Source organism: Crossiella sp. CA-258035 (genome assembly GCF_030064675.1).
Lineage (GTDB): Bacteria > Actinomycetota > Actinomycetes > Mycobacteriales > Pseudonocardiaceae > Crossiella.
Window position 1 is genome coordinate 4,588,632 of sequence record NZ_CP116413.1, and the last position, 20,075, is coordinate 4,608,706.

Consider the following 20,075-nt stretch of genomic DNA (forward strand, 5'->3'; position numbering starts at 1 on the left):
TTCAGCCGCATGGTCCGGTGATCCTCGACTTCCTGGCGGTGGGGAGGGTGCGGACGTTGTTCGGTGAGTCGGCGCGTTGTCGAAGCCGGAGGATCTCTTCGTGCTGCGCGGCGAGTTGTGACAACGCGCGCTCCTTGAACTCGGTGAGCTCGATGATCCGTGCATCGCGTTCCCGGACGCGTTCACGGAGCTTGGCGTTCTCGGCTTTCAGCCTGGTGATCTGGAGTTCGCGCGGGTCTGAGACGGTGCCCGCCTCGCGGAGATCGGCCAGCCGACGCTGAAACTCCTGGGCCAGGTGCTGATAGGGCCCTGGCCGCTGGTTGCCCTGCGGGTCGGTGCGTGCGTAGAAGCCCGTTCTGGCGACGCCGGCTTCTCGTGCGAGAGTCTTGAGGTCGCAACCGCCGCGGGCTGGAAGCTGTCCCAGCAGTAGGCGGTCCATCGCAGCACGGATGCTGGCCTCGTTGCGGCGGCGCTGTTCGGTGGTCAGCGGCATGAAGATGTGCTCTCCTGCATTGCGGTCTGCCGAAACGTGGCAGAGTTCTGGGCCAGTTGGCGGCCGATGATCGGTCTCTCTGCGTCGGCCGTCCACGAGGTCGTGATCATGGAATATCGTGCCGGTCATGACCACGGATGACTGGTTGGCCGACACCCGAACCTCTTATGACACGGTCGCGGTCAGCTATGCCGACCAAGTGCGCGGCGCCCTCGCCGGACACCAGTACCTGCGCGCGGCTCTGGCGTTGTTCGCCGACAGCGTGCGGATCGCTGGCGGCGGGCCGGTCGCGGACGTCGGCTGCGGCCCCGGTGAAGTCACCGCCCACCTGCATGAGCTCGGTGTCGACGCCTTCGGTGTCGACCTCTCCCCTGGGATGATCGACGTGGCCCGGCGCGACCACCCCGGCCTGCGGTTCGAGGTGGGCTCGATGACGGACCTGGACCTCCCCGTCGCTTCGGTGGCCGGCCTGCTCGCCTGGCAGTCGTTGATCCACATCCCTGACGACGAGGTGCCGACTGTGTTCGGGCACTTCCACCGAGCATTGCGTCCCGGCGGACCGCTGCAGCTCCTGTTTCACGTCGGCGACGAGTCGCGGTTGATGACGGAGGGCTATGGCGGTCACCCGATGAAGGTCCATGTCCACCGCCGTCAGCCTGACCAGGTGGCATCCTGGCTGCGCGATGCCGGATTCGTGGTCGAGGCTCAGATGCTGCTCGACCCGGATGCGAAAGCTCAGCAAGCGATTCTTTTCGCACGCAGTAAGTCCTAACTTCTGTATATGTCGGGCTCGCCAGTCAGAACCGGAGGACATGCGGGTGTGCTCCCAGCGGTGCTGGTGGCCTCGTCGATGCTGTCGAGCACTCGTTGGACACGGTCGTGCTCGCGCCGAAGCCGGGTCTTCTCCCCCGTGGGGACTCTGGGGTTGCCGAGAAACGCTTGGAAGGTGGCCGCCTGCTCGGCCCAGATCGGTCGGTGGCAGGCGTGGTGGGTGGCCTGCGGGCAGCGGGCCGAGTCGCACAGTCCGATCAGCGGCCGTGTCGCCTCTGTGGTCCCGGCCAGTCGCAGGCAAAGCGCTTTGGACGGGTCGCGGAACCAGCAGTAGTTGGCCGGGCCGACGTGCAGGCTTGCGGCCTGCGCGCGGAGTAGGTTCTCGATTCGCCGGTCGGTGTCCAGCACCGTCGGCTCGGCCGGTGCGCTGTCCCGCAGCGCGTTGTCGATGTGGGTGAAGGTCGCGATGAGGCCGCGGGCACCGAGTCCGGCGGGGAGCTGTCCGGCCTGGAACTGGCGGAATGCGTCGATGGTCAGGCGGAGGTGGTGTTCTTCCTCCAGTTCCTGGACTTCGGCGTGGAAGAGGGCTTGTGATCCGCCGGGGCGGTTGGCGTAGCCCTCGGTGGTGGCGGTCGACACGTGCTTGAGGTGGATCTTCGCCGCGAGCAGTCCGCCGGGGCGTTGCGCGAGTTCCTGGGCCAGCGTGCGGCGCAGCATCCGCAGGTTGAGCGGGCCGGCGGGGATCGGTGTCAGGCCGAGTCGCTGCCCGGTCGGTCCGTCGATCCAGTTGCGCAGGCGTGGGTAGCTGGTGTGGAAGACCATCGCGCCGAACACGGGTTCGCCGGTGTCGCCGCCGTGGAGGCGTTCGGCGAGCGCGATCGCCTGGTCGACCTCGGCGACGACGACCCACTCGTCGTCCTCGCCGCCGAACTGGCGGCCTTTGATGACCTTGCTGGCTAGGCGGAAGCGTTGGCCGCCGCCCGTGATCGTGAGGGGAGGCCGTCGGCAGCCGATGCGTAGTTCCAGCAGTTCGCTGGTCCGCATGCCGCTGGCCGCCGCGGTGAGGATCAGGCAGGCGGTGCGGACCGCGGTGACCAGGCCGCGGATCTCGTGGTAGGACACCGGCAGCGTCCAGGCGCGGGCCTTGCCGCCGTCCGCGCCGAGCACTGGTGCCGCGTTGCGGCCCCAGGCGTGCTCGACCCCCAGCACCCGGACGGTGTGTTCGAGGTGCGGCCGGATCTGCTCGACGTGGCGCAGCAGCACCCGGCCGTAGCCAAGCTGGCGCCCCAGCGGGCTGAGGTTCACCGGCAGCACCGGGTCGGCCGGGCTCCAGCCGTCGGCCAGGCGCCGGTCGATCGCGGCCTGCGGCAGCCGCTGCAAGGCGTGGCCCGCCTCGATCTCGCCCGCGAGGAAGGCGGTGAGCCGCGCGATGCCGATGTCGGTGAGCAGTCCCGGAGGCGCGCTGCCCCACTCAGGAGCCCGGCGGAACTCGCCGCGCAGCTCAACGAGATGCGGCCCGATCGTGTCGACCAGATAGAGGCAGGCCGTCAGCAGCGGTTGAAGGACGGGCAGCGGGACCGGTGATGTCCTGTTTTCCCCGGCGCGTTGGTGCCCGGCGACGGTGTTGGCCGGTGTGCCGTTCCAGGGCGTGAATCCGGGCTGGTAGCGGTCGGTGCTGAACAGTTCGCCGTAGATCGCGACCAGTTGGAGCACCCAGACGCGGGCGGCGACGCTGCCTGGGGTGTTCGCGGTCTCGGTGGGGTTGCCGTTCGGGTCGTGCTTGACGAACGCGTGTTGCAGGAACTGGTCGCAGTGCAGCTGGGTGACCTCGGCCAGGCTGCGGACGCCGTGCTTGTCCAGCCAGGACAGCCATTTGATCAGGCTGTTGAGGTGTTTGCGGCAGGTGCGGGGGCTCAGGCGTTCGCGGTGCGCGTGCGGGAGTCGGGCGACCGCTTCGTGGGTCGGCGCGAGCAGGGCGAGCATGAGTTCTTTGGCCATCCGCCGCCATGCCGGGTTCGTGATGGCGGTGAAGTCCCACCGCTTCTCGACCGCGCCCATCATCCGGTGTGCGTCGGCCAACCCGTCCAGCACCCAGACGTCCTGGTCGAACACGGGACGAACGGAGCCGGGCAGCAGGGTGAGCCCTGCCAGCTCGCAGACGTCGGCGCCGGTGAATACCGAGGACGACGGCGGGTGGTCGGTGCTGGGGAGGAGGTGTTGGTCGGTCACGCCAACTCCTCGGGACGCAGCGGCAGCAGCTCGCCGACGCTGCCACCGATCTCGCTGCCGGCCGTGGTGTCGGCCTCGGTGTCGAGGGCGTGGGCGGCGTCGGTGATCGCCTGCTGGTCGAAGCGGGGCAAGATCTCGGTCTCCAGTCGGTGGGCGTAGGGGCCGAACACGGCCAGGGACGCGGTCGTGGGCTGCTGGCGGAACTGTCGGGAGAAGAAACCCTTGAGCCGCAACAGGTTCGGCAGATGACGAGGCAGGAACACCGCCAGCGGACACAGCAGACAGACCCACGGCCGTGCGGGGCAGGGCTTGCCCGCCGGACCGAACGGGCTGGCCAGCTGGTTGGCGCAGGCCGCGACGAACACATCCCGCTGTCCACCGAGCAGTTCGGTGATCGCGGCATCGTCCAACCCGTGCTCGGCGGCCAGCTGCGGCAACCCGGACGCCGCGTCCACGGCCTGTTCGTCGGTCAGGACACGCGGTGGCTTGGCTTTGCGGAGCAGATCGGCCTGCCCATCCTCGATGATCGCTTCGATCGCGTCCTGTTGGGCCGGTGTGGTCACGCTCAGGTAGTGATCGCCCTCGACCGCGGCGCTGTGGTTGGGATCGATGGTGGTGCGGCCGGTCCAGCCGCGACGGGACAACAGGTTCTGGTAGGTGGTGCGGATGCGGCTGCGGTGCAACGAGGTCGGGACACCGTCGACGGTCAGATCGTGCGTGGCGGCCCAGCGTCGGCTCAACCCGTTGCGGAACACCAGACCGGACGCCGGACTTCCCGCCTCGCTGGCGGGATTGTGGCCCAAGCCCTGGTTCAGCCGGATCCACAACCTCGACCGCAGTTCCTCACCAACGACACGGCGCAGTGGGGCGGAATGCTCCAGCCACTGCTCCAGCAGGCGAACTGCCTGCCGGGGCAAGGTCAGGCTCTGCGGACCCGAGCGGCCTTTGACGTAGTCGAGCAGGATCGTGGCCTCGCCTGCCCAGTCGATGTCGGGCACTCCGAGGTCGGCGATGCCGTCGGGGACGATGCCGGTGTAGGCGCCGAACAACAGCACGTAGGCGAACGTGACGTCGGTCGTCGGGAACAAGGTCCGGGTCACCTGGCCCAGGTTCGTTTGGGCCACCGCGTAGCTCGTCACCCCGGCCCACCGGATCACCTGCGCGCGACCGAGCGGGCCGTGCCGCAGCAGCAACCAGGCCAGGTTCTCATCGCTCAACCCGCCCGGCATGGATCCATGCCGTCCTCGGCCGCCCGCAGCAGGACCTGCTGCGCGGAGTGCGCGTCAGAGATGATGCTCTGGCAGCGGTCGACCAGGGTGGCCCATTCTCGCTCGATGTAGGCAGCGAGCGGCTTGTAGGCGGGCTTCGCCTTCAACGCCCGACCGTCCAGATGGGCACGCACCTGCGTGTCGAGTTGCTCGGTCGCGGCGTCATATCCGGCCAGCAGAACGCGGGAGTCCGCCTCCCGAAACGCGCTAACCGACATCCAGTAGCGGATGAGGATGGAGCGGGTCAGGTCGGCCGCACCTCCGGTGAAGCCGGCCGCCGTCAGTTCCCGCACCATGCAGCGCAGCGCACCGATGTAATTCCCCGCCGTCGCGCGTGCCCCGATCCCGCCCAACGGATGAGTCAACATCGGCAAGCCCTGGGCGAGATCCTCGGCCAGCTGAGGGTTCGGCAGCCCGTCCAAGCGAGCGGCCCAGGAGGTGCCGTCCGGGAACTCGAACCGCACCGACAACGGCGTGGTGGTCACGATGGCCGGCATCAGACCTCCGCCTCCCCGGCGAACTCGGCCTCGACCTCAGCCGTGATCCCGGCGGGGACGAGTCCGGCCTGTTGCCCGGCGTGCTCGTAGGCCGTGCGATAGACGCGGGTGACATCCAAGCGACGCAGATACAGTTCCGTCGTGGTCACGCTGCTGTGCCCGAGCAGATCCCGCAGCACCGCCAACGGGTCGGCCTTGGTCAGGTAAAGCGCCAGCCCGGCGTCCGCGCCCGCGTCGGCGACCAGCGCCGCGGCCTGCCGGTAGTAGCCACTGACCAACTTCTCCAGCGTGTGGATCGCGAACGAATGCCGCAGCCGATGCGGGTGCACCAACGGAAACCGCGGCTCAAAACGTTCCCGGACCCGCCGCGACGTGCGGCGAAACACCGTCGGTCAGTCCACAAACGGCGAACCGTCTGCCTGCACCGCCAGCAAACACGACCCGCCCTCCGACGCCACCAGCCGCAGCCGCTCGGCCGCGGTCAGCGTGCGCCAGGCCCGCCGGACACCGTTGATCCGGCCGCCCTCCCAGTCCGGCTCGGTCACCACCAGCGGCTCACCCGTGAGTGGGCGCCAACCAGAACCGTGTGCCGCAGCCGCGCGTTCCAGGTTGATGTAGTCGTGCACCCGCGCCAGCACGTCGTAGTCGATCCAGGAGGTGCGCTGCTTCGCCCCCTTCGCCACGCCATGCCCCACTGGGAACAGCACCGGAACGTCGCTGCGCCGCGCCGGAAGACCCGGCACCTCATAGACCAACAAGTGCGTGAACTCGCGCCGACGCAGCCCACTGGCGGCCACCAACTCGCCCATCGCCGCGTTGCGCCCCAGATACCGGCCCTGGAACGACTCATCAGCAACGCCGTCCGGGCGAAGCCCACCCAGCGCGCGGACGAACAGCCTGACGAACTCGGCCTCCAGGTACTTGATCGTGGTGTGCGGCTTCGGTGCCCGCACCTTTGCCAAGTTGCGGCGATACTCCCGCACCACACCCTCGGCGACCCGACGGGCGGTGGCATAGGTGAACGGCTCCGCCGCGGCATGGCCCTCCGCGAGCGCCCACCGGTAGAACCCGCCCAACACGTTGGTGTGCAGGTTCCACGTGGACGGTTCCCACCGTGCTCCCAGCGGTCCCGAGCACAACCGATACCCGGCGTACGCGCTCAGCGCCGACCGCAGCTCCTGCCGCCGCCCGAACACACCGACCCCGACCTCGTCGAGGAACTCCATCCACGAACGCAGCACATCCGCGTACACCCGCCAGGTGCGCTCGGCCGGGGCACCGCTGACCGGCAACTCCTGCAACCACCGGTTCACCGCCACCACTGGACGCTGTGTGCCGTCGTCATCCTCGAACCGCAGATCGTCATCGATCAGCACCGGCATGCGCTCCCGAATCAGCGGCTTGCGGCTGACGTGCCACGACTGCCAGCCACTGGCCGAGAAAGTCGTCAAGATCATGGCTCCCGTACCTATGTCAACAACAAGGCACGGCGCTGACGGACACTCCCAGCCGCCCCACACACCATCCAAACGAGACACAGGAACAAAGCCGCGACTACGGCGGCAGACCGGGCTGACGCCGACCGCGTACCGGCGGCGGTTTGCCTCCTGATCGTTTGTCAACGGGTTCACGCACCGATGAAACCGTTGTCCCACAGCGGTTCCGCCTGGCTATGTTCGGTGTGATTCCGCTGTCTTCCGGGAGGACTCCATGCGTTCCTTCAAGCTCTTCGCCGGCGCTTCGGTGCTCGCGCTCTCCGCTGCCGGGCTGTTCGCGGCACCGGCCAGCGCGGCCCCGTGCGGCTACTCCGAGAGCGGCAACGACGGCCTGTACAACCACTGCCCTTACGACGAGAACATGATCGAGGTCTACATCGACTACCACAACGGCTCGAAGGGCCAGACCTGCGTGCGCACCGGCACGACCCGGATCGGCGACGCCGACAAGATCTACTTCGCCTGGTCGAACCGGCGCGCCTGCCGCGTCTGACCCTTGCGGGGGAGCCGGTTCCCGCTGAGGTGGGAACCGGCTCCCGCCGCGTTCGGACACCCTGGTGGTGACCAACACCGAGGGGAGTCAGGATGATCGGCGTGATGGTGGTGGCGGCGCTGGTGGCGCTGCCAGGGGTGCCCGCGGACACCGCGACGGTGACCGGGACGGCCCGGATCCGGATGTCGGATCCGGTCAGCGAGTTCGAGCTCGACCTGCGGGCCACGACATTCCGGCTCGCGCACCACTACCAGGGACAGAGTGGCTGGCTGACCGCGACCGTGGACTGCGTGCGGGTCGGCGGGCCGGTGGGCGTGGTGACCGGGGTGGTGGACCGGGTGCACGGCATCGGGCACATCGCACCGGGGGACCGGTTCAGCCTCAGCGTGCTCGACCGGGGTCGCCGCGACCTGGTGGGCATGGCCTGGCAGGCGGAGGCGGCGCGCTGTCTCGGACCGGCGCCGAGCACCGTGATCACCAGTGGTGACCTGCGGGTGCGCGGCGAGGACTAGACTTCGGCGGCATGGGGGCGGAGCTGGTGTTGCTGTCGCGGATCTCCTTCCGCGGCAACGTGATCACCGGCCCGCGCCTGCACGCGCTGCTGGCCCTGCTGGCCGAGGACCTGCGCGCCGGGTGCGGCACCGGGCGGCTGGTCGAGGGCCTGTGGCCGGAGGCGCGGCCCGAGCACCCGGTGAAAGCGGTGCAGATCCTCATCTCGCGCGCGCGGGCCCAGCTGGGCGCGGAGGTCATCGCCAGCACCCCGACCGGCTACCGGCTGACGCTGACCGAGCAGCAGGTGGACGCGACCGCGCTGGCGGCCGCCGCGGCCGAGGCGCAGCGGTCGGCGCGCGCGGGGGAGCACCTGGCCGCGCTGGCCGCGGCGGAGGCCGGAATCGTGCTGTGTCAAGGGATCGAGCCCGCCGCCGGGGACGATCCGGTGGCCCGGCTGCGCGCGCGGCTGGCCGGTCTTGGCCCGGACCTGGCGCGGATCAGGGCGCTCGCGCTGGCGCGGCTGGGCAGGCATGCCGAGGCAGTCGGACCGCTGGCCGCACTGGTCGAGGAGCGACCACGGGATGAGGAGCTGCTGGCGGAACTGCTGCGCGCCGAGGCGGCGACTGCCGGGCCCTCGGCCGCGCTGGAGCGGTTCGAGCGGTACCGGCGGTCGCTGCGCGCCGAGCTGGGCGCCGATCCTGGCGAGCCGCTGCGGCAGGCCCACCGTGAGTTGCTGCGGGCTACCCAGCCGGCGGTGCGCCGAGGCGTGCCGCAGGAGCCGAACCCGCTGCTGGGCCGGGAAGAGGACCTGCGGCGGGTGGCCGAACTGCTGCGCACGTCCAGGGTGACCTCGATCGTCGGCACCGGCGGCCTCGGCAAGACCAGGCTGGCGCACGCGGTGAGCCGGGCCCCCGAACACCGCCTGGTGCACCTGGTGGAGCTGGCCGGGATCGGCGCGGACGAGGAGGTCGCGCCCGCCGTGGCCGCCGAGCTGGGCGCGGACCTCGGCGACCCGGTCCGCGGGCTGACCCGGATCCTGGCCGGCGGCGCGCTGCTGGTGCTGGACAACTGCGAGCACGTGGTGCGCGGCGCGGCCGAACTGGTCAGGGCCCTGGTCGCGCTCACCCCGGAGCTGCGCGTGCTGACCACCTCGCGCACCCCGCTCGGCCTGACCTCCGAGGCGGTCTACCCGCTGCCGGAGCTGAGCCTGCCGGCCACCGTGGAGCTGTTCACCCAGCGGGCCAGGGCCGCCCGCCCCGAGGTCGAGCTGCCCGAGGACACCGTGGCCGAACTGTGCCGCCGCCTGGACGGGCTGCCGCTGGCGGTGGAACTGGCCGCGGCCAGGGTGCGGCTGCTCTCGGTGGCCCAGATCGCCCGGCGGCTGGACGACCGGTTCTCCTTGCTGGCCGGGGGTTCCCGGGACGCGCCGCCCCGGCACCACACCCTGCGCGCGGCCCTGGAGTGGAGCTGGGCGCTGCTGGCGCCCCGGGGACAGCGGGCTTTGCGGACGCTGTCGGTGTTCCCCGGCGGGTTCACCGCGGAGAGCGCGGCCAGTGTGCTCGGCGCGACCGAGGTGCTCGCCGACCTCACCCACCTGGCCGACCAGTCGCTGATCAAGGTGGTGGACACCCCGCTGGGCACCCGGTTCCGGATGCTGGAAGCCGTCCGCGAGTTCGGCGCGCGGCAGCGGGCGGCGGCGGGGGAGGAGGACGCGGTCACCGCCGGATTCCTCGGCTGGGCAACGGAAGTCGGCCGGTCCTGGCACGAGGACGTCTTCGGCGCGGACCCGCTGACCGCCTCCGAGCTGATCAGGGCCGAGCACGACAACCTCGCGCACGCCCTGCGCCTGGCCGTGGACCGCGGCCACCCACAGGCGGCGGTCGCGGCTGCCGCGCTGCTGGCCACCCTCGGCCTGGTGGACAACAACCACCTGCGGATGCTGCGCGCCAGCGACCTGTGCGCCCCGGTGCTCGCCCGCTACCGCCCGGAACCGGAGCTGCTGGAGGTCACCCGGACCGCGGCGGTGCTGTGCTCGCTGTTCAACTTCCAGGGCCGCGGCCTGCGCGCCGGGCGGGCCCTGCTGGCACTGCGGCGGCTGCCCCCGGGATCGCCGGACTCACCGGTGCGGGCCTTCGCCCTGGTGCTGACCAAGTCGGTGGAGACCCTGGGCGCGGACGACGAGGTGCTGCGCGAGCTGCGCGAACGCCCGGAACCGCTGCTGGCCGCGGCCGCGGAGTTCATGGCCGGCTACCTGTGGGAGCGCGACGGCGTGCCGGAGCGGGCGCTGCGCTGCACCGGACGCATGCTGGCCCGGCTGCCCCCGGACGTGCCGCTGCTGCGGATCCTGGCCATGGTGCGCCTGGCCGAGCTGAACCTACAGCTGGACCGGGCGCAGACCGCGCTCCAGGAGTCCCAGACCGCGTTGCGGGAACTGGAAGGACTGGGCCTGTCGGCGGACTTCGTGGGCACCAGGGTCGGCGTGATGCTGGCCAACCTGCACCTGGGCGCGGTGGACGAGGCCGAGCAGTGGCTGCCCCCGGCCGAGGACGCCGAGGCCACCTACCAGGAGATGTTCCGCCTCGGCGTCGGCGGCGCGATCCTGTTGTCCCGCGGCCAGATCGAGGAAGGACTCGCGGTGCTGCGGCGGCTGTCCGGCCCCGCCTGGTCGGTCCAGCCGGAGAACTGGGCGCTGGAGGCCCAGGGCGTCACGGTGGCCGCGCACGCCCAGCACGGCCGCCTGGACCTGGTGGCAGACCTGGCCGAGACGCTGCCCGCGCGGCTGGCCGAGCTGCTGGCCGTCCCGGCCGGGCCCGGCACCACGGTGGAGGAGTTCCCGGTGTGCGGGGTGCTGCTGGTCGCGCTGGCCCTGGTGCGGCTGGAGCGCGGGCACCCGGCGGTGGCCGCGCGGATGATCGCGCTGGCCGAGCGGTTCCGGTTCTCCCGCGCCTTCCAGCCCACCATGTCCGGCGCGCGGATCACCGGCATCGCCGAACGCGCCGACCAGGCCGCCTACCGGCAGGCCCGGCTGGACTACGCGGGCCGCTCGCAACTGGAGCTGCAGGCGGCGGCCCGCGCACTGGTCGAGCTGGTCAGCGGGTGAGCAGCGGCAGGCTGCGCACACCGAGGGTTTCCGGGCTGGGCATGAACACCACCGGGCGGTCCGGGTCGACGCGCAGCGTGGGGAAGCGGTCGAACAGGACGTCCAGCACGACCCGGCCCTCCAGCCGGGCCAGCGGGGCGCCCATGCAGAAGTGCATGCCCCGGCCCCAGGCCAGGTGCGGGTTCGGGTCCCGGCCGGCGTCGAAGGTGTGCGGGTCGGCGAAGACCGAGGCGTCCCGGTTGGCCGCCGCGGTCCACATCCGCACCATCTGCCCGGCCGGGACCACCGCCTCGCCGATCTTCACCTCGGCCGTGGCGACCCGGTACGCGGTGGCGAACGGGGACAGCAGCCGGATCGACTCCTCGATCGCGGTCGGGATCAGCGACCGGTCGGCGCGCACCCTGGCCGCCTGCTCCGGGTTGGCGTCCAGCATTAGCACCGTGTTGCCCAGCATCATGGTGGTGGTGATGTGCCCGGCGAGCAGCAGCAGGCTGCCGAAGGTGGCCACCTGCCGGTCGGTCAGCCGGAGCCCGTCCACCTCGGCCTGCACCAGCTCGGTGAGCAGGTCCGCGCGCGGGCTTCGGCGGCGTTCGGCGGCGTGCTCGGACATGTAGGCGGTCAGCTGCTCGGCCATCTCGAACTGCCTGCGCATGATCGCCTGCTGCTGCTCCATGTCGCCGGGGTTGAGCGAGAGCTGCATGTCGTTGCCGAAGCGCTCGTCCACCCAGCTGCGGAACATGTCCTTGTCGCCGCTGGGCACGCCGAGCATCTCCGCGATCACGGTCACCGGCAGCGGGTAGGCCAGCTCCGCCACCCACTCGAAACCGTCCCGGTCCTGCACCTGGTCCAGCATCTCGTGCGCGAGCTTGGCGATCCGGGGCTCCAGGTCGGCCACGGTCTTGGGCGTGAACGCGTGGCTGAGCAGCCGTTTGAGCTTACGGTGCTCGGGCGCGTCGGTCTGCAGCAGGTTCCCGTCGTTGAACTCCGCCGCCGCCTCCTCGCCGACCATGAGCTTGAGCGTGTTGGCGGAGAAGTTGTCGTTGTCGCCGAGCACCTCGACGACCTCGGCGTAGCCGAACACCTCCCACATGCCCAGCTCTTCGTTGAACGCGACCCGCTCGGCGGGCTGCTCACCGCGCATCCAGGGGAACTCCTGGTGGATGGTGGTCAAAAGCGACTTCGTGGTCATGCCGCCCAGGCTGGACCGGCCCGGTTTCAGCGTGGCTTCACCGCGGTTTCACCGCGCTCGGCCTGGCCCGCCGCCCTCGGCTACGCCGGCTACGCGCTGCGCTGCGGCGAGAACCTGCGCACCACCCCGTTCAGCCACAAGGTCGGCTGGGGCGCGGCGATACTGGCCCGGTGCCCGCGTCCACCCGGTCGAGCGCGACCCGGCGGCCGTCCTTGGTGACGAAGCACAGCTCGACCTGCTCGCCGGTGTCGGCGTCGGTGTAGACGGGGGAGGAGCTCTCCGGCAGCGGCCGGTGCTCGCGACCCCAGTGCGCCAGCCCGGCCAGCACGAACAGCAGGTCGTGACCGGCCGGGGTGAGCACGTACTCCTCGCGGGCCCTGGCCCCGGTGTCCCGGTAGGCGCGGCGCTCCAGCACGCCCTCGTGCACCAGCGCGGCCAGGCGGTTGGCCAGCACATCGGGGGCGATGCCGAGGTTGCGCCGGAACTCCGAGAACCGGGTGCGGCCCCAGCAGGCCTCCCGCGCGATCAACAGCGCCCACTTGTCACCGAGCAGGTCGACCCCGCGAGCTATCGCGCAGCGAGCCTGCCGGCCGATCACCTGCGTCATGACGTGACGGTACCACCGCTAAGTTCGCGGCACCTACTCAGACGCCGGTGGTGGTCGTGGTCAGCGCTTCTTCCGCTTGATCTTGATGTCGCGCATGTCGGTGACCGCGACCTTGAGCACCTGGCGCACCGGAATCCCATGTGCGGCAAGCAGTTCCTCCGCTTTCAGCTCGGCGATGCCGTCATCGTCGTCGGGTTCGGCCGGCACCTGGCAGCGGAAGCTGAACACCGTGGCGTCCGCGTCGTGGCTGAACGAGCCGGCGTCGGTGTACCCGATGCCGCTCACCGCGGCCAGCGCCGCGCGCTGCGCCGCCGACAGCGGCTCGAACTTCCCCCTGATGGTCACCCGGAACACAGCTCAGTCCTCTCGCACGGCATAACCCAGCACCTGCTCTCCCCACACGTCCCGCACCCCGTCCAGCAGCCGGAGCACGGCGGCCGCGATGGTCGCCGGACGCTGCCCGGCCAGGGTCCGCTTGCCGATCTCGGCGAAGGTCAGCGCGTGCGCCCAGCCGATCTGACCGGCCACCAGTCGCGGCCGCAGCCCGCGCTCGCCGGTCTCCCGGACCAGTTGCGCGGCAAGGGCATCCACCATCTCCGCGCCGCTGCGCTCGATCCGGGCGGCCAGGGTCGGCGCGGCCAGCATCATGGCCAGCACCCGTCCGAAACCGGCGGTGAGCCCCACCTTGCGGTCCCGTCGCCGGACCTCGGCGCGCAGGTGGTCGAGCACCGCGTCCGCCGCGGACACCCCGACCGCCCTGGCCCGCACGATGTCGGCCAGCCGCTCCGGCGAGGTCTCATCCGGCGGCAGCACCAGGTCCTCCTTGACCGGGAAGTAGTTGTAGACGGTGTTCACCGAGACATCGGCGGCCGCGGCCACCTCGGCCACGGTCACCTGGTCGAAACCGCGGTCCACGAACAGCGCCAGCGCGGTGTCGGCGATCCGTCGCGCGGTCTCCCGCTTCTTCCGCTCCCGCAGTCCCGGTGTGCTCACCGGCAAAAGTGAAGCACATGGCAAACTTGGGGTCGACTCCATTTTTCGTGCTCAGTCACAACTGAGTCCCTCGCCACGTCCGTGGGAAGCCGCGCCGTCGGCCGTAACCCATCTCCCCGAACGTCGTTAAGGCCGACATGAGCGAAGCCCTGCTCCTGGAAGACGGGACCGTGCTGAACCTGATCCGCCGCGGCGACCCGGCCGCGCCGGTGACCGTGCTGTTCGCGCACGGTTACGCACTGGACCACCGCGAATGGAACCGGCAGCTGGAGGTGCTGGAAACCGCGGTGGCGCGGCCGGTGCAGCTGGTGGCCTACGACCACCGCGGCCACGGCGAGTCCAGCCCCGCCACCGCCGAGACGGCCACCATCGACCAGCTCGCCGACGACCTGGCGGTGGTCGTCGAACGCGCGATCCCCAGCGGCCGGGTGGTGCTGGTCGCGCACTCGATGGGCGGTATGGCCGCACTCGCGCTGGCCGTCCGCCGCCCGCGGCTGTTCTCCCAGCGGATCGGCGGCCTGGTGCTGCTGTCCACCGCGGCAGGCGGCTTCGCCGAGGCCAACCTCGGCCTCGCCCAACCGGTCGGCCGGCTGGTGCACGAGCTGGAACGCCTGTTCGGCCCGGTGGTCCGCAAGGTGCGGGAGAAGATCGAACCCGCCAAGACCGCGGGCCTGCGCTGGTTCCTCTTCGGCGCCAAACCACGCTCCGAGGACGTCGACCTCACGGCCGACATGGTCTGGTCCAACTGGCCGGAAACCGTGGCCCTGTTCAAACCGGCCCTGGACCGTCACGACCGCCAGGCCGCCCTGAGCGTGGTCGAGGGCGCGACCCTGTCCGGGGCGGAGGTGGTGATCATGACGGGGGACCAGGACCGGTTGTGCCCGACCAGCCACGTCGCGGAGATCGCCAGGGTGTGCGGGTGCGGGGAGCAGGTCATCGTGGCGGGAGCCGGGCACATGCTGCCGCTGGAACGCCCGGATGAGGTGACCGAGCGGATCGCGACCCTGGTGGACTCGCTGCCGTAGTCGATCACAGCTCTGAGCTGCAGTAATGCTGCTCGCCCTAAATTCTTCCTAGTCATGATGACTTCAGTGACGAGTGAAATAAAGCGCAAAGACGAGAAGGAGCCAAACCGCACGGAGGAGGGAAGCCGGGCGCTCCGGTGGCAGCGGGCCGGTCGCCCGGCGAACGCGCCCTCCACCGCAGCAGACGCCTCCGGCTAGGCCCCGCTGGCCGGTGTCTCCGGGCGGGCGAGCGGGAAGAACACCGGGCTGATCAGATACGGCCTGCGCCCGTCCGTGGGCTGGTTCGCCGCGCGCGCCCGGAGCAGCGCGACCACCTCGCCCGCCAGGTCCGCCATCTCCGCCTCGCTCAGCCACACCGTGCCCTGCTTGTAGCCCACCAGGTCGGTCGCCGGATCCGCGCCCTCGCGGTCCAGGTAGCCGTTGAACTCCGCGAGCAGGGCGGCCATGGCGGCGGTGAACAGCCGGCGGTGGTCGTCCAGGGACATCGCCCTTGCCTCGTCGTCGTCGATCTTGGTGCGGTCCTGGCGGAGGCGGTAGTGGCGTTCGACCGCGCCGTGCACCCGCCGCTCGTCCGCGACCTCCAGCACGCCACCCTCGGCGAGCAGGCCGACGTGGCGGTACACCGTGGTCTTGGGCACGTCCGGCAGCTGCGCGCACAGCTCAGAGGTGGTGACGGTGCGCCCGCCGGACAGGCACCAGGTGATGCGCAGGCGGACGGGGTGCAGCAGCAGGTCGAGGGTGTCCACGGGGCTACGATCCCACATCTGGTACCGTTCCCAAAGTTGGGAACGCAAGCGACGGGGGTAGGACGAATGAGCACGAAGATCTCGGGCGCGCGGCTGAGCAGGGCCGCGGTGCGGCCGCTGGCGACGCTGGATCCGGCCGCACCGCTGGACGACCTGAGCTGGCTGGACGAGGTGATCGGCGACGCCCGGGTGGTCGCGATCGGCGAGAGCGGGCACTACACCACCGAGTTCCCGCGGCTCCGGCACCGGGTGCAGCGGTACCTGGTGGAGCGGCACGGGTTCCGCGCCTGTGCGGTGGAGAGCGGGGTGGTGGAAGGCAGGCAGGTGGACGACTGGGTTCGCGGCGGGCCGGGGGAGCTGGGCCCGGTGCTGGCCAACGGGATGAACTCGCTGACCGGGGTGTGGCGGTCGGTGCGCGCCCAGCTGGAGTGGCTGCGCGCGCACAACAGCACGGCGGCGGAGGCGGTCGGCTGGTACGGGTTCGACCTGGGCGGCTCGAACGTCAGCCTGTTGCCCATGCTGGACGCGGTGCTCGCCTACTTCACCGCGGCCGATCCGGAGTTCCGGCCGGACCCGGCGATCAGGGAGATCGCGCTGGCCTTCGCAGTGCCGTCGGCCTTCGGCATCCCGGCCGCGCTGGGCGCCTACGCCGGGCTCGCACCCGAGCGCAGGGACGCGCTGACCGCGGGCCTGGCCGGTCTGCACACCCGGCTGACCAGCAGGCGGCTGCCGTACCTGCGGCGGACCGGCGCGGAGGCCTACGAGTGGGCGGTGCGCGCGATGCGGGCCACCAGCACCGTGGACGTCGTGGTCCGCGCGATGGCCGCGGGCGACCAGGAGACCGCCCTGTTCAGCCGGGAGGCCACCAGCGCGGACACGGTGGAGTGGATCCTGGGCCGGGCGGAACGAATCGTGCTGGGCGCGCACAACGGGCACGTCCAGCGCTGGCCGGGCGCGCTGCCGGGGACGGGACCGATCACCACGCTCGGGGTGCACCTGGCGGACCGGCTGGGGGAGGAGTACCGGGCGATCGGCACGACCTCCGGGCCGGGTCAGATGCTGGGCCGGGGCTTCCACGCCGGTGAGCTGTTCGAGGAGCTGCCCGCGCCCGAGCCGGACAGCCTGGACGGCGTGCTGGCGGCCAGCCACGACGGCCTCTTCGGCGTCAACCTGCGCACGCTGGACCCGGCCGACCGCGACACCCTCCGGGCGGTGCCCCGCCAGTGCCACGGCATGTACTACGCCGAGGTCGACGCGCTGGCCGCCTACGACGCCCTGGTGCACGTGCCCAGGGTCAGCGCGGGCGAACCCGACCCCGAGGCGATCGCCGCCTCACCCGAGGACGTGCGGGCGATGTTCGCCAAGTGGCAGGGGAGTGGCGGCTGACCGGGGTCAGGCCGGGCGGCGCGCGGTGAGCACGACCTGGGGGCGCAGCGACGGCGGCTGAGGCGGCAGCCGCAGCTCGGCGACCGGTTCCAGACCGGCGTCGGCCAGCATCCCGGCCAGTTCGTCGGGGTGGTACAGGTGGGTCGTCCAGGACACCGGCAGGCCGCCGTAGCCCTCGGTCCGGTGGATGTCGCCGTCCCCGACGTGCGTGCCGATCAGCGCCTGCCCGCCGGGGACGAGCGCTTCGGCGAAGGTCCGCAGCACGCCGGGCAGCGCCTCCCGGGGGAGGTTGAACAGCGACCACCAGCCGAGCACGCCACCGAGTGAGGCAGGCGCGAGGTCGAGCTCGGTGGCCGAGGCGACGGAGAACCGCAGGTCCGGGTACTGCTTGCGGGCGTGCTCGACCATCCGCGGGGACAGGTCAACGCCCGAGGCGTCCAGCCCGAGCTCGGTGAGGTGCGCGGTGACGTGGCCGGGTCCGCAGCCGACGTCCAGGACCGGTCCGAGTCCGCGCACGGACTCGGCGAACCCGGCGAGCATGGCCCGTAGCCACGGCTCGGTCTCCAGCCGGCCGACGGCCAGCTCCACGTAGGCATCGGCGACCCGGTCGTAGGACTCGCGGACGGTCTCAAGATCGGCAGGCTGCGGCACGGAGGCATCCTATGCGCGGCGTGCGGCGCGCTAGGACGGCCCTCGGAAAGCCGAGATCAGCGCGAGCAGACCGATCCCGGACAGCACCACGCCGAGGACCAGCACCACGGTGCCCCGGTAGTCGGTCATGGTGGTGGCGCCCCAGCTGAGGGTGACCCCGCCGGCCAGGAGCAGCAGCGCGAACACCACCCCGACAATCGCGGCCGTACGGGTTCGGGCCACCGCAACCTCCAGCAACGCTTGATCCGGCAGGTGGCTCATTCTGCCCGACAAGCTTCTTTCTTGTCACGATGACTTCAGTGTCGAGTGAAATTAATCATTCGAACAGACAAGCCAAACCCGCCGGGAGAGGAGCCGGTTCTCACGCCTTCGCGGGAACGGTGCGGGCGCGGTCGATGTCCGGGCCGCGGTAGAGGTGTTCCGGGATCCGGGCCAGCGTCGAGGGGTGCGCCTGCGGCCCGAGCCCGTAGTACTTCTGGAAGCTCATGATCAGCGGTCGCCAGGCGTCCGGGTCGATGTGGTCCTCGGTGCCGGGCAGCCGGATGTCCTCGTGCGCGAACACCCGCTGCACCCGGACCTCCACCGCCACGATCCCGCCGCGCTGCCGCTCGTCCGCCTCCGCGACCGGGTGCACCGCCTCGAGCACCACCTCCATCGCCACCGGGCACTCGGCCACCCTGGGCGGCGCGACCGTCTCCGAGCGGACCGGGGTCAGGCCCGCGCGGCCGAACTTGTCCGCGACGTGGAAGTAGCCGCGGCGGAGCTTGCCCGGTGGCACCGGGTCCGAGCCGGTGGTCAGGGCGAGGCGGTCGACCGCGGGGGCCAGGGCGTCGTTGGGCAGGTTGAGCACGGCCTCGCCGGTGCGCAGCAGGTTGCGGGTGGTGTGCGACTTCGCGCTGATGCCCAGCAGCGCGCGCCAGCCGAGCCAGAACGCCGAGGAGATCGGGGCCAGGTTCGGTGTGCCGTCCTCGTTCTCGGTGGAGACCAGCACGACCGGGGTGCCGAAGTACAGGATGCCGGGCTCGATCGCCTGGTGCGCACGGGGTTCGGTGTTCACGCCGCCCAGTCTGCGAGGCCACTCAGGACCGCTGCTGGCGGGAATCGGCCGTCATGATCCGGTAGCGGACAGGAGCTGACCTAGATGGTCGGCAGGATCGTCTCCACACCACCATCACGGAACCCTGGAGGTTGAACGATGTACGCACCCGCCCAGCACGACGAGATCACCGGCCTGGTCAACTACCTCGACGAGCAGCTCACCGCCATCCGCGCCGCCGCCTTCGGCCTGACCGAGCAGCAGGCGCGCGAGACGCCCTGCCGGAGTGCGCTGTCGGTCGGGGGCATCATCAAGCACGCGGCCTGGGTCATGCGGGGCGCGCTGGAGCGGTTGCGCGCCGAGGTCACCGAGCAGCCGGTCGACGCGGCGGCCTACGCCGAGTTCACCGACAGCTTCACCGTGCGCGAGGACGAGACGGTGGCCGGCACCATCGAGGAGTTCGACCGGCTGCGGGCTCAGCTGCTGGCCGCGGTCGCCGCGACCGATCCGGCCGCCGAGACCATGGCCCCGCCCGCGCCGTGGCACGGGATCTTCGACGCCCGGCCGATCCACGCCCGCTACTTCCTGGTGCACCTGATCGAGGAGTGTGCCCGGCACGCGGGGCACACCGACATCATCCGCGAGCAGCTCGACGGGGTGGCGGTGCCGACGCTGGTGCTCACCCTGGCCGGGGCGAGCGCCAACGACTTCTTCCAGCCGTACCAGCCGGCCCCGGGCACCCTCCTGGCCTGAGCTACGCCGCGAGGTCCAGCCACGCTCCGGTGGGCAGCACGTGTGCGCGCCCGCCGGCGTGCATGCGGAACTCCTGCGCCGGGTCGGTGACCTCGACGTAGCCCGCGATCTTGTCCGGCACCTCGGCCTCGTAGTGCATCGGCACCGCGTGCCGGGCGTCCAGGATCGCCGCGGCCGCGGCGGCCTGCCTCGGGTCCATCGCGGCGGGCAGCGGGCTGGGTGGTTGCAGGTGTGGCGCGTCGACCACCGCGCCGTTGGCGGGCAGGAACGCCGCGTCGAACGGGCTGAACCGGCGCGCGATGAGCCACCAGTAGCCGTGGAACATCGTGTCGCCGCCGTGGAAGACCCGCTGTCCGTCGGCCTGCACCACCCAGTTCAGCTGCGGGTCGCCCAGCCCGTCGACGGCGGGGACCGCGGTGACCCGGAACGGCCCGAGCTCGCGGGTGGACCAGGTGTCCACGACCTCGGCGGCCAGCCGGTGCTGGGCCAGTTCGCGCTCGGCGGGCAGCGTCGTGACGTTGTCCACGTCGTCGCCGTGGCCGGGAGCCGGGCGGAGCACCGGTGCCCCCGGTGTCAGCACTTCCGCGAGCGCGGCCGCGTCGGTGTGGTCCCGGTGCAGGTGGGTGAGGAGGGCGGCGGTGACCGGCCCGCTCGGCTTCGTCAGTCGCTCGCCGGGCTGCCAGCCGGTGAACAGCGGTGAGAGGTCCCGCACGTAGTCGATCACCAGTCGTTCGCCGTCCGCTTCGATCTCCAGTCCGGCCCAGCCCAGTCGTCGCATTCGCATGCGGCGGAAATTAGCGTACGACCGTTCGACAAAGCAATAGCGAACGCGCGTACGCTATCCTCGTCA

General features: G+C 71.2%; 22 protein-coding genes. 7 read left to right on the forward strand and 15 right to left on the reverse strand.

Annotated elements, in window-relative coordinates:
• Position 1: 1 nt before the first annotated feature.
• Entirely contained in the window at positions 2-649 is a 648-nt protein-coding gene (locus N8J89_RS20785; RefSeq protein ID WP_283658654.1) for a hypothetical protein, read from the reverse strand.
• Here N8J89_RS20785 and N8J89_RS20790 point away from each other — a divergent pair.
• The gene (locus N8J89_RS20790; RefSeq protein ID WP_283658655.1) at positions 621-1,265 is read left to right on the forward strand and encodes a class I SAM-dependent DNA methyltransferase; all 645 of its coding nucleotides are present in this window, start codon (positions 621-623) and stop codon (positions 1,263-1,265) included. The two genes, N8J89_RS20785 and N8J89_RS20790, sit on opposite strands and share 29 nt — an antisense overlap.
• On the opposite strand, the gene N8J89_RS20795 is transcribed toward N8J89_RS20790, so the two are convergent.
• From N8J89_RS20795 to N8J89_RS20815, 5 genes are read right to left on the reverse strand one after another with little or no spacing between them, the layout of a single operon-like run.
• Positions 1,262-3,493, reverse strand: coding sequence for a hypothetical protein (locus N8J89_RS20795; RefSeq protein ID WP_283658656.1), 2,232 nt, complete (start codon positions 3,491-3,493; stop codon positions 1,262-1,264). The two genes, N8J89_RS20790 and N8J89_RS20795, sit on opposite strands and share 4 nt — an antisense overlap.
• Complete coding sequence (locus N8J89_RS20800; RefSeq protein WP_283658657.1) at positions 3,490-4,710, reverse strand: hypothetical protein; 1,221 nt, start codon at positions 4,708-4,710, stop codon at positions 3,490-3,492. Before N8J89_RS20800 ends, N8J89_RS20795 begins: the two co-directional genes overlap by 4 nt.
• Positions 4,707-5,258: a hypothetical protein gene (locus tag N8J89_RS20805; RefSeq protein WP_283658658.1), complete on the reverse strand. Its 552-nt coding sequence runs from the start codon at positions 5,256-5,258 to the stop codon at positions 4,707-4,709. Before N8J89_RS20805 ends, N8J89_RS20800 begins: the two co-directional genes overlap by 4 nt.
• Positions 5,258-5,644, reverse strand: coding sequence for a site-specific integrase (locus tag N8J89_RS20810; RefSeq protein WP_283658659.1), 387 nt, complete (start codon positions 5,642-5,644; stop codon positions 5,258-5,260). Before N8J89_RS20810 ends, N8J89_RS20805 begins: the two co-directional genes overlap by 1 nt.
• Positions 5,645-5,650: 6 nt before the next feature.
• The gene (locus N8J89_RS20815) at positions 5,651-6,715 is read right to left on the reverse strand and encodes a site-specific integrase (RefSeq protein ID WP_283658660.1); all 1,065 of its coding nucleotides are present in this window, start codon (positions 6,713-6,715) and stop codon (positions 5,651-5,653) included.
• A gap of 253 nt (positions 6,716-6,968) precedes the next feature.
• Between N8J89_RS20815 and N8J89_RS20820 the strand changes: the two genes are divergently transcribed.
• The 3 genes from N8J89_RS20820 to N8J89_RS20830 all read left to right on the forward strand — a co-directional run bounded on the left by N8J89_RS20820 (position 6,969) and on the right by N8J89_RS20830 (position 10,839).
• Positions 6,969-7,247 (forward strand): DUF6355 family natural product biosynthesis protein, encoded by a 279-nt coding sequence (locus N8J89_RS20820; protein ID WP_283658661.1) that lies wholly within the window; start codon positions 6,969-6,971, stop codon positions 7,245-7,247.
• Positions 7,248-7,339: 92 nt separating this feature from the next.
• Entirely contained in the window at positions 7,340-7,759 is a 420-nt protein-coding gene (locus N8J89_RS20825; protein ID WP_283658662.1) for a hypothetical protein, read from the forward strand.
• Positions 7,760-7,770: 11 nt separating this feature from the next.
• The gene (locus N8J89_RS20830) at positions 7,771-10,839 is read left to right on the forward strand and encodes an ATP-binding protein (protein ID WP_283658663.1); all 3,069 of its coding nucleotides are present in this window, start codon (positions 7,771-7,773) and stop codon (positions 10,837-10,839) included.
• Here N8J89_RS20830 and N8J89_RS20835 read toward each other — a convergent pair.
• The 4 genes from N8J89_RS20835 to N8J89_RS20850 all read right to left on the reverse strand — a co-directional run bounded on the left by N8J89_RS20835 (position 10,829) and on the right by N8J89_RS20850 (position 13,628).
• Positions 10,829-12,028, reverse strand: a complete 1,200-nt coding sequence (locus tag N8J89_RS20835; RefSeq protein WP_283658664.1) for a cytochrome P450 — start codon at positions 12,026-12,028, stop codon at positions 10,829-10,831. The two genes, N8J89_RS20830 and N8J89_RS20835, sit on opposite strands and share 11 nt — an antisense overlap.
• 130 nt (positions 12,029-12,158) lie before the next feature.
• The gene (locus N8J89_RS20840) at positions 12,159-12,635 is read right to left on the reverse strand and encodes a winged helix-turn-helix transcriptional regulator (protein ID WP_283658665.1); all 477 of its coding nucleotides are present in this window, start codon (positions 12,633-12,635) and stop codon (positions 12,159-12,161) included.
• A 60-nt stretch (positions 12,636-12,695) separates the two neighbouring features.
• A complete protein-coding gene (locus tag N8J89_RS20845; RefSeq protein ID WP_283658666.1) occupies positions 12,696-12,989 on the reverse strand; it encodes a DUF6204 family protein in 294 nt (97 codons plus the stop codon).
• A 3-nt stretch (positions 12,990-12,992) separates the two neighbouring features.
• Positions 12,993-13,628, reverse strand: coding sequence for a TetR/AcrR family transcriptional regulator (locus tag N8J89_RS20850; protein WP_283658667.1), 636 nt, complete (start codon positions 13,626-13,628; stop codon positions 12,993-12,995).
• 137 nt (positions 13,629-13,765) lie between these two features.
• On the opposite strand from N8J89_RS20850, the gene N8J89_RS20855 reads away from it, so the two are divergent.
• Positions 13,766-14,653, forward strand: coding sequence for an alpha/beta fold hydrolase (locus tag N8J89_RS20855; RefSeq protein ID WP_283658668.1), 888 nt, complete (start codon positions 13,766-13,768; stop codon positions 14,651-14,653).
• 194 nt (positions 14,654-14,847) lie between these two features.
• Here the strand turns inward: N8J89_RS20855 and N8J89_RS20860 are convergent, their stop codons facing one another.
• On the reverse strand, positions 14,848-15,399 hold the full coding sequence (locus N8J89_RS20860) for a helix-turn-helix domain-containing protein (RefSeq protein WP_283658669.1): 552 nt from the start codon (positions 15,397-15,399) through the stop codon (positions 14,848-14,850).
• A 66-nt stretch (positions 15,400-15,465) separates the two neighbouring features.
• Between N8J89_RS20860 and N8J89_RS20865 the strand changes: the two genes are divergently transcribed.
• Complete coding sequence (locus N8J89_RS20865) at positions 15,466-16,785, forward strand: erythromycin esterase family protein (RefSeq protein WP_283658670.1); 1,320 nt, start codon at positions 15,466-15,468, stop codon at positions 16,783-16,785.
• A 6-nt stretch (positions 16,786-16,791) separates the two neighbouring features.
• Here the strand turns inward: N8J89_RS20865 and N8J89_RS20870 are convergent, their stop codons facing one another.
• The 3 genes from N8J89_RS20870 to N8J89_RS20880 all read right to left on the reverse strand — a co-directional run bounded on the left by N8J89_RS20870 (position 16,792) and on the right by N8J89_RS20880 (position 18,493).
• The gene (locus N8J89_RS20870; RefSeq protein ID WP_283658671.1) at positions 16,792-17,436 is read right to left on the reverse strand and encodes a class I SAM-dependent methyltransferase; all 645 of its coding nucleotides are present in this window, start codon (positions 17,434-17,436) and stop codon (positions 16,792-16,794) included.
• A gap of 30 nt (positions 17,437-17,466) precedes the next feature.
• Positions 17,467-17,658: a hypothetical protein gene (locus N8J89_RS20875; protein WP_252479388.1), complete on the reverse strand. Its 192-nt coding sequence runs from the start codon at positions 17,656-17,658 to the stop codon at positions 17,467-17,469.
• A 139-nt stretch (positions 17,659-17,797) separates the two neighbouring features.
• Positions 17,798-18,493: a flavin reductase family protein gene (locus N8J89_RS20880; RefSeq protein ID WP_283658672.1), complete on the reverse strand. Its 696-nt coding sequence runs from the start codon at positions 18,491-18,493 to the stop codon at positions 17,798-17,800.
• Positions 18,494-18,631: 138 nt separating this feature from the next.
• On the opposite strand from N8J89_RS20880, the gene N8J89_RS20885 reads away from it, so the two are divergent.
• On the forward strand, positions 18,632-19,225 hold the full coding sequence (locus N8J89_RS20885; RefSeq protein WP_283658673.1) for a mycothiol transferase: 594 nt from the start codon (positions 18,632-18,634) through the stop codon (positions 19,223-19,225).
• 1 nt (position 19,226) lies between these two features.
• Here N8J89_RS20885 and N8J89_RS20890 read toward each other — a convergent pair whose 3' ends face one another.
• Positions 19,227-20,009, reverse strand: coding sequence for an MBL fold metallo-hydrolase (locus N8J89_RS20890; protein ID WP_283658674.1), 783 nt, complete (start codon positions 20,007-20,009; stop codon positions 19,227-19,229).
• Between the last annotated feature and the right edge of the window lie 66 nt (positions 20,010-20,075).

What these genes read in the sequence shown, in the direction of transcription:
- N8J89_RS20790 (WP_283658655.1), top strand. Translation starts at nt 621, where the DNA reads ATGACCACGGATGACTGGTTGGCCGACACCCGAACCTCTTATGACACG.
- N8J89_RS20805 (WP_283658658.1), bottom strand. Translation starts at nt 5,258, where the DNA reads ATGCCGGCCATCGTGACCACCACGCCGTTGTCGGTGCGGTTCGAGTTC.
- N8J89_RS20815 (WP_283658660.1), bottom strand. Translation starts at nt 6,715, where the DNA reads ATGATCTTGACGACTTTCTCGGCCAGTGGCTGGCAGTCGTGGCACGTC.
- N8J89_RS20820 (WP_283658661.1), top strand. Translation starts at nt 6,969, where the DNA reads ATGCGTTCCTTCAAGCTCTTCGCCGGCGCTTCGGTGCTCGCGCTCTCC.
- N8J89_RS20825 (WP_283658662.1), top strand. Translation starts at nt 7,340, where the DNA reads ATGATCGGCGTGATGGTGGTGGCGGCGCTGGTGGCGCTGCCAGGGGTG.
- N8J89_RS20830 (WP_283658663.1), top strand. Translation starts at nt 7,771, where the DNA reads ATGGGGGCGGAGCTGGTGTTGCTGTCGCGGATCTCCTTCCGCGGCAAC.
- N8J89_RS20835 (WP_283658664.1), bottom strand. Translation starts at nt 12,028, where the DNA reads ATGACCACGAAGTCGCTTTTGACCACCATCCACCAGGAGTTCCCCTGG.
- N8J89_RS20840 (WP_283658665.1), bottom strand. Translation starts at nt 12,635, where the DNA reads ATGACGCAGGTGATCGGCCGGCAGGCTCGCTGCGCGATAGCTCGCGGG.
- N8J89_RS20855 (WP_283658668.1), top strand. Translation starts at nt 13,766, where the DNA reads ATGAGCGAAGCCCTGCTCCTGGAAGACGGGACCGTGCTGAACCTGATC.
- N8J89_RS20865 (WP_283658670.1), top strand. Translation starts at nt 15,466, where the DNA reads ATGAGCACGAAGATCTCGGGCGCGCGGCTGAGCAGGGCCGCGGTGCGG.
- N8J89_RS20885 (WP_283658673.1), top strand. Translation starts at nt 18,632, where the DNA reads ATGTACGCACCCGCCCAGCACGACGAGATCACCGGCCTGGTCAACTAC.
- N8J89_RS20890 (WP_283658674.1), bottom strand. Translation starts at nt 20,009, where the DNA reads ATGCGAATGCGACGACTGGGCTGGGCCGGACTGGAGATCGAAGCGGAC.